General features: G+C 40.1%; 12 protein-coding genes and 2 riboswitches. Of the genes, 9 read left to right on the top strand and 3 right to left on the bottom strand.

Annotated features, from left to right (window positions below):
- Position 1 precedes the first annotated feature (1 nt).
- Both BN6556_RS01750 and BN6556_RS01745 read left to right on the top strand, forming a co-directional pair.
- Positions 2-1,294: a sensor histidine kinase gene (locus BN6556_RS01750; RefSeq protein ID WP_066186348.1), complete on the top strand. Its 1,293-nt coding sequence runs from the start codon at positions 2-4 to the stop codon at positions 1,292-1,294.
- A 10-nt stretch (positions 1,295-1,304) separates the two neighbouring features.
- Positions 1,305-2,063, top strand: a complete 759-nt coding sequence (locus BN6556_RS01745) for a LytR/AlgR family response regulator transcription factor (protein WP_235817431.1) — start codon at positions 1,305-1,307, stop codon at positions 2,061-2,063.
- 565 nt (positions 2,064-2,628) lie between these two features.
- Here BN6556_RS01745 and BN6556_RS01740 read toward each other — a convergent pair.
- The gene (locus BN6556_RS01740) at positions 2,629-3,825 is read right to left on the bottom strand and encodes an MFS transporter (protein WP_066186345.1); all 1,197 of its coding nucleotides are present in this window, start codon (positions 3,823-3,825) and stop codon (positions 2,629-2,631) included.
- A gap of 285 nt (positions 3,826-4,110) precedes the next feature.
- On the opposite strand from BN6556_RS01740, the gene BN6556_RS01735 reads away from it, so the two are divergent.
- Together BN6556_RS01735 and BN6556_RS01730 are read left to right on the top strand one after the other, a co-directional pair.
- Positions 4,111-4,668, top strand: a complete 558-nt coding sequence (locus BN6556_RS01735) for a DUF3267 domain-containing protein (protein ID WP_066186342.1) — start codon at positions 4,111-4,113, stop codon at positions 4,666-4,668.
- 69 nt (positions 4,669-4,737) lie between these two features.
- A riboswitch (purine riboswitch) is annotated at positions 4,738-4,839 on the top strand.
- 108 nt (positions 4,840-4,947) lie between these two features.
- The gene (locus BN6556_RS01730) at positions 4,948-6,255 is read left to right on the top strand and encodes an NCS2 family permease (protein ID WP_066186615.1); all 1,308 of its coding nucleotides are present in this window, start codon (positions 4,948-4,950) and stop codon (positions 6,253-6,255) included.
- A 35-nt stretch (positions 6,256-6,290) separates the two neighbouring features.
- Here BN6556_RS01730 and BN6556_RS01725 read toward each other — a convergent pair whose 3' ends face one another.
- Together BN6556_RS01725 and BN6556_RS01720 are read right to left on the bottom strand one after the other, a co-directional pair.
- Complete coding sequence (locus BN6556_RS01725; RefSeq protein WP_235817430.1) at positions 6,291-7,190, bottom strand: DMT family transporter; 900 nt, start codon at positions 7,188-7,190, stop codon at positions 6,291-6,293.
- 94 nt (positions 7,191-7,284) lie between these two features.
- Complete coding sequence (locus BN6556_RS01720; RefSeq protein WP_066186334.1) at positions 7,285-7,716, bottom strand: Hsp20/alpha crystallin family protein; 432 nt, start codon at positions 7,714-7,716, stop codon at positions 7,285-7,287.
- Positions 7,717-8,003: 287 nt separating this feature from the next.
- Between BN6556_RS01720 and BN6556_RS01715 the strand changes: the two genes are divergently transcribed.
- From BN6556_RS01715 to purB, 5 genes are all read left to right on the top strand, one after another.
- On the top strand, positions 8,004-8,603 hold the full coding sequence (locus BN6556_RS01715; RefSeq protein ID WP_066186331.1) for a DUF2179 domain-containing protein: 600 nt from the start codon (positions 8,004-8,006) through the stop codon (positions 8,601-8,603).
- The gene (locus tag BN6556_RS01710; protein ID WP_066186329.1) at positions 8,545-8,763 is read left to right on the top strand and encodes an NETI motif-containing protein; all 219 of its coding nucleotides are present in this window, start codon (positions 8,545-8,547) and stop codon (positions 8,761-8,763) included. The genes BN6556_RS01715 and BN6556_RS01710 overlap by 59 nt, the downstream gene beginning before the upstream one ends.
- A gap of 63 nt (positions 8,764-8,826) precedes the next feature.
- Positions 8,827-8,925: riboswitch (purine riboswitch) on the top strand.
- 160 nt (positions 8,926-9,085) lie between these two features.
- Complete coding sequence (gene purE / locus BN6556_RS01705; protein WP_066186328.1) at positions 9,086-9,577, top strand: 5-(carboxyamino)imidazole ribonucleotide mutase; 492 nt, start codon at positions 9,086-9,088, stop codon at positions 9,575-9,577.
- A complete protein-coding gene (gene purK / locus BN6556_RS01700; protein ID WP_066186323.1) occupies positions 9,564-10,691 on the top strand; it encodes a 5-(carboxyamino)imidazole ribonucleotide synthase in 1,128 nt (375 codons plus the stop codon). Before purE ends, purK begins: the two co-directional genes overlap by 14 nt.
- A gap of 12 nt (positions 10,692-10,703) precedes the next feature.
- Complete coding sequence (gene purB, locus BN6556_RS01695; protein WP_066186320.1) at positions 10,704-11,999, top strand: adenylosuccinate lyase; 1,296 nt, start codon at positions 10,704-10,706, stop codon at positions 11,997-11,999.
- Positions 12,000-12,010: the final 11 nt, after the last annotated feature.

Here is a 12,010-nt window from a genome sequence, read left to right as displayed (position 1 = left end):
TATGCTTACTTTTTTTGTGATCTTTTTTCAATTATTAGCTATTGTGTTAGGTATATATATCTTATCTGAAAAACCATTTGGATTACGATTATTATCCTTTATGTTTATCGTTTCTCAAATAGTTGGTTACATATTGTTTACAATCATAGGTATTATGGGTATTTTTCCTCTATTAATATTCTTTATCGCATGTTTGTATTTAAAGATCGGTCAGCCAATTCTTAGTATTTTGATTACTTTTATACCAGTTATTTTATTTGTATTAGGTGATTATATTGCGCAAATGTTTACTTTTTTTGTAGAAAGCATGAATATATTGGACTTGAATGCTGAACAAAGAATTGTTAGTGTCCTTATCATACAATTTCTATTAATAATTGCGTTATCTTTACTACTAAAAAAACTATTCACTAAATTTCAAATATATCGTTTTCTTAAAGGAGTATATGGGAAGTTAATTATTTCCTTTGTTGCTATGACTATCATCATCTTTTATGTAAACATCTTCATGGGTAAACAGCAAGGCTTCAGCCATGAAAATATACAAGCGAATAGCATTTTATTTCTCTTTTATACCATCTTATTATTCAGTATGTTTATCGTCCTCATCCGTACAGCAGCCAATAATTTTCGCATGGAGAATGAAAGAGTGCAAAACGAACAACTTCGAGAGTACACGGAAGCATTAGAATTACAGTATGACGAAATTAGAAAATTCCGCCATGACTATATCAATATTTTATCCACCATGTCTGCATACTTGAGTTTAAACGATTTAGAGAAACTAAAGAAATATTTTTCCGAAAAAATTATCCCCATCGGTCAGAAATTTGAATCCAATAATTATCAATTAGGTGCGATATCGAAAGTAAAGGTTCAGGAGGTAAAAGGCATCGTCTCTAATAAGATCATCAAGGCACAGGATCTTAATATTCCAACGATTGTGGATATTACCGAACCAGTTGACGATTTACATATCGATACCATGAAGTTATGTCGTAGCCTGGGAATTATACTGGATAATGCGATTGAGGCTGCGATGAACGCGGAAGATCCGCGAATCCAGGTCGCCTTTATTGAAAAAGAACATGCTCACCTTATTATTGTGAAGAATAGTTACCGTGATGTACCACCGATTCACCAAATTTATCAAAAGGGATTTTCAACTAAAGGAGAGAACAGGGGGTTAGGATTAAGCAACTTAAGAGAAATACTAGCAGAATGCGAAGGAGTGACATTGGATACCTATACAGCAGAGGATTATTTTGTACAAGAAATTGGAATAGCATATTAGAAAGTACGTGATGATAATGCTGGAAATATTTATCTGTGAAGATGATAATCGCCAGAGAGAAGAGTTGACACGATATATTCAAGCTTTCATTGAAGGTTCCTCACTAGATATGTCTATCGCTATTTCTACGGGAAATCCGAATGATATTATCGATTATGTACAAATGCATGATGTAAGTGGCATGTATTTTTTGGATGTGCAGTTACAGACGAAAACAGAAGGAATCGAATTGGCCGCAAAAATTCGTGAGTACGACGAGAAAGGGGCGATGGTATTTATCACTACACATCCGGAATTAATGGCACTAACCTTTTCCTATAAAGTGGAAGCAATGGACTATATAACAAAAGGAGACTTTCAGCATGTTAAGAAGCGGGTAAGTGAATGTTTGAAGCTTGCCTATCAACGATTGATGACAAAAGATACGAAACAAACTATTCATATCAAAAATAAAAGTAAATTTATTATTGAAGAATATGATAATATCATGTTTTTTGAGACCTCTCCTAATAAACACCGCATCGTTCTTCATGCCAGAAATCGTCAAGTCGAATTCTATGGCAAACTGAACAAGATTGAAACATTACATGAGTGTTTGTATCGCTGTCATCGTGCCTTTGTCGTTAATAAGCAGAATATTGTAGAGGTGGACCGAAGCAGTGGTCAGGTTGTGATGAAGAATAATGAAATCTGCTTTGTATCGCATCGGCTGATGAAGAAGTTACTGAAAGAAATAAAAGAAGACGTATCATCTGTTTCTAATTATTAAAGGGCTGTGGCAAAATGCATGTGTTGCATTGGCTGACAGCTCCTTTTGTTTTTAAGCCGTCTTTAATGAATGGGAATGGCGATATATAAACAGAGATGTTCTTTAAGAGGATGTTCAAAAAGATCAACAAAAATGACGCAGCGAATTTCTGCGTTGGCGATGGCGATATAGGAACTTCTACTAAGACCGCCCACGTCCTGTAGGCAACGCAGAAGTCAACACATCCTGCGTGAGTTCGTTCCTCACGTATTGTTCCGGTACCGGGAGACTGCGCCGCCTTGAACTTTCGACGTACAGGACGTACTAGTGTTGGCGTTGCAACAAATGGGTTCGGTGGGGCGAGTAATCGCAGTCCCAGGACGCCTGAGGTTTTAGCCAACGAGGTCCTATTTATCGGCATTTTTGAACATGCACTTTAAGATGGTGGAATCAATTTGGTGTGTACATGACAATGGAATACTTCACATTAAATGTACATTCCATAAAAAAGACCCATTCAAAGATATTTGCTCAAATACGTTGAATGGATCTTTATGTTCAAGATACCTCTTGTACACTTTTTGTCTTAAGATGATTCCTGCTCTACCATTTGATAGACAGATTTATCTTCAATAAAATGAGTGAGGACGGTTAAGGCTAAACCAAAGGCAATCATACAACCAGCGATCGTAGTGATGGCAACAAAGGAGAAGCCATGATCTAACAGCAGACTTCCAAATGCCGCTCCAATAAAATTAGCCAGATTAAAGATGGAAGCTGCAATGGTACCAGATAATAAAGGGGCCTCCTTAGCCGCTAGGATGATTTTGGCGTTTAACAATGGGGTTGTACCAAATGTCCCAGCGCCAAACAAGAAACTAAAAACAAATGCCAATAGTGAAAAAGAGATAACGTGTGTAAATAGAATCAACACAATGGCCAAAAATCCAAGTGACCCCATTAAATATTCGGTTAGCCGATTTTCACTAATTTTTCCTGACGCAAAGTTGCCGATAACAGCCCCAAGACCAAAGAAGAACATTGCTCCAGTTACACCAGCTACACCAAAGTTAGCAAATTCACGAAGAATTGGTTCCGTAAAGGTATAGGCCGTAAAGACGCCAGAAAATCCAAAGACAATGACTAATATCATCATGATCACATTTCTATTTTTGAACATTTTTAGTTCTTGTTTTAAGTGAGGTGCTTTTACCAATTTTTCTGTAGGTGTTACGATGGTGAGCCCTATCAATGTGACTAAACCTAGTAATGCCATAAACCAGAATACAAGTCTCCAATCTAGCATACCGCCAAGGAAAGAACCGAATGGAACACCAAGCATAATCGAAATGGTTAGACCTCCCTGTACCGCGGCAATTGCTCCTGTACGCTTGTATGGTGCAGATATATTAACCGCAATCGCCATACATAGTCCAAAGAACGGGGCATGCATCGTTGCCGAAAGCAGTCTGGACAATAATAAGATTTCAAATGTTGGAGCGGTAGCCGCAATGATATTACTGATTACAAATACGCCCATTAATCCTACCAATAATGGTTTAGGGGGATATTTTAAGGTGACAATCCGCAGAATCGGTCCACAGATGGCCACACTAATAGCATAAACACTTAGCAGCAGTCCTGTTGTGGATACAGAGACATCCAGGTCACTGGCAAATTGCGTCAAAAGACCAGTTACCACGTATTCTGTCATACCAACGACAAAGGTGCCAAGCATAAAGACGATAAGGATCATATTTCTTGATGGGTTGAGTTGAGTCATGTTAAATGCTCCTTTCTGCTTTATATAAAATAAATCTAGCCCAGTAGAAGATCCAAGGCTAGGAAGACATAGAATTTGTGTTTTTGACACGAACTATATTATTAAATCACAAAGAAGAATCGCTTGTAAATCATCTTGCTTGAAATGTGAGTGAAAAAATGATAGACATCATTTTCATTATGACGAGAGAAGAAAATCCTGTTCTTCGAAGCTTTATCATCGTTGTGGAAAAGTATCGATTTACAATGAAGTTATGATAGAATAAGTGGGAAGAGGTGAATACATATGAATTTGGAACTACTAAAAGAAATCAATATCATACAAAACAAAAAACTAGTCGTATGGCTGAATATATGGTCGATTATTATTTTCGTCCTCTTGATCGCATTAGGCTTATTCATATTACCAGCTGCGACTATTGCAATCCATATTATTCCGATGCTCCTGTTTTTGTTGGCTATGTTTGTGATGTTTTGTTTTCATGAGCTGATTCATGGCATGTTTTTCAAGATGTTTGCGCCTGGATCAAAGGTAAAGTATGGAATAAAAAGCGGTATGTTTTATGCGGCAAATCCTGGAGTAACCTATTCCAAGCTTCCTTTTGTTGTTATTATTTTAATGCCTTTCTTCATTATTTCCTGTTTATTAGTTATGCTGTCATTATTTCCGATTAATCTGCATGCTTTGTACGTTCTTTTTGCTATACATACAGCGGGCTGTGTTGGGGACTTCTACTATATAGGAGTATTAAATAATCGTTCCCTTTTCCGGGAACAGCTAGTTGTTGAAGATACGGATACGGGAATCAAGATTTATAGAAACGGTACAACACTCGAACAATAATAAGTGATTCTGTTGGAATGTTCGTATGTTATATTGACTTCTTTCAAGCAGACTAGTAATATTAAAATGAAATGAATGATTATAATCTGTCGTATATTATTGGGAATATGGCCCAAGAGTTTCTACAGGAGCACCACAAATGCTCTAACTACGATGTGACGAGATCCTGACATAGGCTGTCAAATCTCTCCATGGTGTGGAACACTCTTGGCTGGTATCCAAGGGTGTTTATTTGTATTGGAAAAAATAACGACTGATAAAAAAGGAGAGTTACCTAACGTGAAAAAGTATTTTGAATTTGATCGGCTTGGTACGAACTATCGCCGCGAGACCATGGCAGGGGTTACCACCTTCTTGGCTATGGCGTATATTTTGTTCGTCAATCCGGCGATGTTATCGGCAGATGGGGCGACAGGAATGGATCCGAATGCCGTATTTGTGGCTACTGCTTTGGCGGCGGCTATCGGTACGATGATCATGGGAGTATTTGCAAGATATCCAATCGCTCTAGCACCTGGAATGGGCTTAAATGCGTTTTTCGCTTATACCGTTGTGCTTGGTTACGGTATTCCGTGGGAAACGGCATTAGCTGGCGTATTGGTTTCTGGACTTATTTTTATTGTGTTAACTCTTACAGGTATACGTGAAAAGGTTATAAATGCGATTCCGTCGGTATTAAAAATGGCAGTAGGTGCTGGTATTGGTTTATTTATTGCCTTTCTTGGCTTCCAAAATGCCGAAATCATTGTGACCGATCCTGATACAATGGTTGCATTGGGAGATTTGACGAATCCTGTTGCAGCACTGGCTGTTTTTGGAGTGGTGGTAACCGTTGTTTTGATGGTACTAGGTATTAAAGGTGGCGTATTCTATGGTATGATTTTAACGGCGATTGCTGGTATGATCTTTGGTCAAATTGATATTCCAGAGAAAATCGTCTCCTCTGTACCAAGTTTAGCGCCTACATTTGGAGCTGCATTTTCACATTTTGGTGAAGTATTTACCTTGCAAATGCTGGTGGTAATCCTGACGTTCTTATTCGTCGATTTCTTTGATACGGCAGGTACGCTCGTAGCTGTAGCTTCGAAAGCAGGGTTGTTAACAAAAGACGGTAAATTGCCACGTGTTAGCAGGGCGCTGTTTTCTGATTCAGCTGCCACGGTAGTAGGTGCATCTTTAGGAACTTCGACTACTACTTCTTATGTAGAGTCTGCCACGGGTGTTGGAGCTGGCGGTCGTACTGGATTCGCCTCTGTAGTAACAGCCATCCTGTTCCTGTTAGCATTATTCTTTTCACCTTTACTTGCAGTGGTCACCAATTCAGTAACTGCACCAGCATTGATTATCGTTGGGGTGCTAATGGCGTCGACCTTAAAGGATATTCCTTGGGACGAATTTCATGTGGCTGTACCGGCATTTTTAACCGTAGTTACCATGCCGCTTACGTATAGTATTGCGACTGGTATTGCGATCGGTTTTGTATTTTATCCCATCACCATGGTAGCGAAGGGTAAAATAAAAGAAGTCAATCCGATTATGTGGGGATTGTTTGTTATCTTTATTTTGTATCTTATTTTCTTACATTAAATAAAAACAAGCCTCAGCTAATGCCGAGGCTTGTTTTACGTTTTTCTGTAGACCTTTCGCTTAGGGCGGATAACGGTAATAAAAGCTGCGCCGATAACCAATCCGATGCCTAAACCCTGCAAGAGTGTCAGATTGTCTTGAAAGACCAATACGCCAAGTATAATGGCTACAATGGGTTCCATTGCTCCCAGAATAGCCGCTTTACTTGATTCAATATAAGTAAGGCCGTAAGTGTACAGAATATAGGCACCTAATGTAGACAACAGTGCTATTCCGCTAATATGAATCCAAACATCAAGCGATTGAAAGGCTTCTATCTTTTGCCACAGTCCACTGGTTGGAAAAATAAATACACACCCCATCATTAAGGCATAGAAAGTGACCGTCAAATAATGATAGTACTTTCCTACTTCTTTTCCAATAAGACTGTACAATCCACAGAAAAAAGCCGAGCACAGTCCTAAACCGATACTGCTGGCAGAAAGGGACATGTTCCCAATTGGCAGTAACTGAATGGCTAATGCACAGCCAACCAGGGTCATCGCCACAGAGGTTATTTTTCTAGGTGTAATCTGCTCACGAAAAAAGATGCGTGATAAGACGGTCACAAAGATAGGCATCGTATATAGTAAGACAACGGCAATCGATAAGGATGCCTGCTTCATGACAGTGAAATAGCACCAATTAAAAAAGACAATTCCCAGTACACCTAAGCCAACAAAATGGAGAATATGTCTTTTTTCTATTTTGAGCAGGGAGGGTTTCGCGATCCCCAGCACCACAAGTAAGATCACCGCAGCCACGCTTAAGCGAATAGCGACAATTTCCCAAGCACTGAATCCGTGATTGTACAGGCCATCGACAAACAGACCTGTCACTCCCCATAAGCTTGCACCAATGAGAGTAATTACGTACGATACATAGTGTTTCATCATGTTCACCTTCTTTTCTCTCTCTATTTTCAAAGGTTACGATAATGAAGAGCATGCTCATCTTAACATATTTACTGGATATTGCAAGCTTATACCGCTATTCCTCAAACTCGCTAATATCAATGACTCGTTGATCTTCCTGTTTGGAAACCAGGCGATGTAAATGAACGGTGAGCAGTCCTTGCCTTAAAGAGGCAGATATTTGGTCCTTACGCACAGGAAAAGGCAGGTCAATATCACGTGAAAACTCTCCTTGTAGAATTTCTTGTTTGATCAGGCTCCCCCTTTCTTCTATTGGAAATAGACTGCCGCTTAAGCTTAATATGGAGTTGTTTATACGTAGTTGTATCTGATTACGATCTTTAATGCCGGGTAAGCTAGCATAAAGAAATAATTCGTTTTCACTTTGATAGAGATTTACCGCTGGAATAGGTGGTTTAACCATATGTTCAAATTCATTCCAAAACGTATCGCCAAAAAAAGAATCCATGTTATCCTTCCATTCATGCATCTGTTTGAATGGATCCAAGATTGCTCTCCTCCTCTCTATATAAGTTGAACTTATAGATGTAACAAAAACGTGTGACAAGCCATTCTTTGCCCGCATGATTTCCTGATAATACCTCGTTTGAACCATGTTTGATCCATTCGTGTAAGTGACCCATTCACACTGCGTAAATGGATCAAGAGCGTATATCAGATCCATGAGAAATTATTTCATTCAACTTATATAATAAAGCTATGGTAAAATAATTTCGCTATACTATACTATAAGGTATGGAATGGCAATAGATTATGTGCAAATGGGGTGTACGTATGCTGGAAAATGCAATCATTATGGTTGTTATTATTCTGATTATTAACATTGTGTATGTTTCATGTTCCACAGTAAGGGTTATCTTAACATTAAAGGGAAGGCGTTATATTGCTGGAACTATTGGTGTTTTTGAGATTATTCTATATACGATTGGGCTAGGCATCGTTTTGGATAATGTAGGCGAAATTCAGAACTTGATTGCCTACGGATTAGGGTATGGTATTGGTGTTGTCGTCGGTTCCATGATTGAAGAGAAGCTAGCACTTGGGTATATTACAGTGAATGTGATATCGTCAAATCCTGATATTACGTTTACGAAACAATTACGGGAGAAAGGTTTCGGTGTGACAAGCTGGTATGCATATGGAATGGATGGAGACCGTTTATCCATGCAGATTCTTTCTCCGCGTAAATATGAACTGCATCTATATGAAGCTATAAAGGTGATTGACCCAAAGGCTTTTATTATTGCCTACGAGCCCAAGCAAATCCATGGCGGTTTCTGGGTGAAGCAAGTCAAGCGAGGGAGGATAAAGAAAAGTGTCCAAGAAGAACAAGAAGAGCCCAAGCAAGAAGAAGTTTTACGTAGAGAAGAATGAAAGCCTGGACGAGTGTCTAGCTCGTATCCAACAGGAAGGCTATCAACCGGTCAGACGAATGGAAAAGCCGTTATTTATTGAAAAGAATGGGCAGCCTGTTCCAGAAGGTCGAGAAATCATTTTTGAGGCAAAGAAGATAAAAGACGAACATTCAAAATAAAACCCGAATAAAATGTTCGATTTTAATTGACATGTTTCAACAGCTCTTGATATCATATGAATGTAGAAAAAAGAATAAACACCTCATATAATTTGGGAATATGGCTCAAAAGTTTCTACCCGTTACCGTAAATGATGGACTATGAGGGAAGATGATTGATGATTGTGAAGACAAGCATCAGGATAGTTATGTGATTGAAACCTATTCATCTTCTCTCCTGATTAGAGAGTATGAATAGGTTTTTTGTTTGTGATAAGACGATCGCAACAGCACTCATGAAATAAAATGGTTCACTACAATACATAAGAAATGAGGGAAAAACATGACACAAGCAGGCGTGATTATGGGAAGTATCTCAGATTGGGAAACGATGCAGCATACTTGTGCCGCATTAGATGATTTAGGAATTTCTTATGAAAAAGAAGTTATCTCCGCACACAGAACTCCAGAAGATATGTTTGCTTATGCCGAAAATGCCCGTGATAAAGGCTTGAAAGTCATTATTGCCGGGGCCGGTGGGGCGGCACACCTACCAGGGATGGTCGCTGCCAAAACTACTTTACCTGTTATCGGTGTACCAGTAAAAACCAGCACGCTAAGCGGGGTAGACTCCCTCTATTCCATCGTGCAAATGCCAGGCGGTGTTCCCGTTGCAACGGTTGCGATTGGAAAGGCTGGTGCAACGAATGCAGGCATCCTCGCAGCACAAATAATCGGAACAAGTGACCCAAGCACGGCAGAACGATTATTCCAACACCAACAACAACTAAAAGAGAAAGTAGCAGAAATGAGGGAAAACCTTGCAGATAAATAAACAATTATTCGGCTCAACCATTGGCATTATTGGTGGTGGGCAATTGGGAAGAATGATGACAACAGCGGCGAAGCATATGGGTTATCGCGTAGTTGTCTTAGACCCCACACCAGATTGTCCTACGGCGCAGGTAGCGGATCGACAAATTGTAGCAGCCTATGATGATTTAACAGCCATTCAGCAATTGGCAGAGGCAAGTGATGTTGTCACCTATGAGTTTGAAAATGTTGACCTGGAAGCAGCGGAAATTCTTGAAAAAGCAGGTCTTCTTCCGCAAGGCGCTCAGTCTCTACGTATTACACAAGACCGTGAATTAGAAAAACAAGCGATGGTCGACAGTCTTCAGCCGGTAGCAGATTACTCGATTGTGCGGACGAAGCAGGAATTGACAGCATCCGTTCAACGGTTAGAATATCCAGTCGTTGCCAAGACCTGTCGAGGCGGATATGATGGAAAGGGTCAAGTAAAACTGACAAGTGATGCCGACTTGGTCAGTGTAGAAGAGATGTTGGAACAGACTGGGCGCTTAATCATCGAACAATGGGTACCTTTTGATCAAGAGATATCGATTGTCTTTACGAGAAGCGCAACCGGAGAGATTACTTACTTTCCAGTCGCTGAAAATATCCATCGTGATCATATTTTACATGCAACGATTGTTCCAGCTCGTGTGTCAGAAGAAATTACCGAAAAGGCCCATCAAGCAGCCAAGGCAATTGCCGAAACAATCGGGGTCGTTGGAACGTTTGCGATTGAGATGTTTGTATGTGTGTCAGATATTCTTATTAATGAATTGGCGCCTCGCCCGCATAATTCCGGGCATTATACGATTGAGGCTTGTAATGTATCGCAATTTGAACAGCATATACGTGCCATCTGCGGTTTACCGCTGATCCCAATTCATGCACATCAAGCGGCGGTTATGGTCAACCTGCTTGGCAAAGATATCGAGCCATTTTTTGACCAATTAGAGGATAATCCAGACGCACATATTCATATGTACGGTAAGGAAGATGCGAAAGCCTTACGAAAAATGGGGCATGTTACGTTTATTGGAGAGAATGTATCCAGCTTGTACCAACAATTACTAGATAAGAAGATAATCGAAAACTAGGAGGACACAGCAATGATCGAACGTTATACAAGAGAAGAAATGGGAAAGATTTGGACAGATAAAAACCGTTATAATGCCTGGCTGGAGGTTGAATTGCTAGCATGTGAGGCATGGAGTGAGTTAGGTATCATTCCCTCGGAAGATGTTAAGAAGTTAAGAGAGCATGCGGGATTTGATATCGATCGAATTTTGGAAATTGAGCAGGAAACGCGTCATGATGTGGTTGCCTTCACACGTGCTGTTTCTGAAACACTAGGGGAAGAGAAGAAATGGGTGCATTATGGTTTAACGTCAACTGATGTCGTTGATACGGCTCTTTCTTATATATTGAAGCAAGCCAATACGATCATTCGTCGTGATATCGTTCGTTTTATAGATATTTTAAAGGAAAAGGCAGTCGAACATAAACATACGGTGATGATGGGACGTACCCATGGTGTCCATGCAGAACCAACAACGTTCGGTCTAAAAATGGCTCTATGGTATGAGGAAATGAAACGTAACCTGAAACGATTTGATGCCGCTGCTGAGGTGATCGAAACAGGCAAGCTATCAGGAGCAGTCGGTACTTATGCCAATATCGATCCATTTGTCGAGGAATATGTTTGTGAGAAATTGGGACTGCAGGCGGCCCCAGTTTCCACTCAGACCTTACAGCGTGATCGACACGCTCAATATTTATCTACGCTTGCTCTTGTTGCCAGTTCGATTGAAAAATTCGCCACAGAAATCCGTGGTTTACAGAAAACAGAGACCCGTGAGGTAGAAGAGTTTTTTGCTAAAGGTCAGAAAGGTTCCTCTGCTATGCCGCATAAACGGAATCCAATTGGCTCGGAAAATATGACAGGCATGGCTCGTGTGATTCGCGGCTACATGGTGACAGCCTATGAGGATGTGTCTTTATGGCATGAACGTGATATCTCTCATTCCTCCGCTGAACGTGTGATTTTACCAGATGCCACGATCGCCCTAAACTATATGTTGAATCGCTTTAGTAATATCGTGAAGAATTTGACGGTGTTCCCAGAGAATATGAAACGTAATATTGATCGTACCTATGGCGTGATTTTCTCACAACGTGTGTTATTATCCTTGATTGACCAGGGAATGAGCCGGGAAGAGGCTTATGATATGGTACAGCCCAATGCGATGAAAGCTTGGGAGACAGCCACCCCATTCCGTGAATTAATCGAGCAGGAAGAACGAATTACGAATACTTTGTCAAAAGAACAATTGGATGATTGTTTTGACTATACCTATCATCTGAAAAATGTCGATCAAATCTTCCGAAAAATCGGTTTAGCATAAGGAGCGTGCCA

Source organism: Gracilibacillus timonensis (genome assembly GCF_900086715.1).
Classification (GTDB): domain Bacteria; phylum Bacillota; class Bacilli; order Bacillales; family Amphibacillaceae; genus Gracilibacillus; species Gracilibacillus timonensis.
The sequence above is the reverse complement of the archived record's forward strand: the minus strand, read 5'-3'. Positions and strand labels throughout refer to the sequence as shown.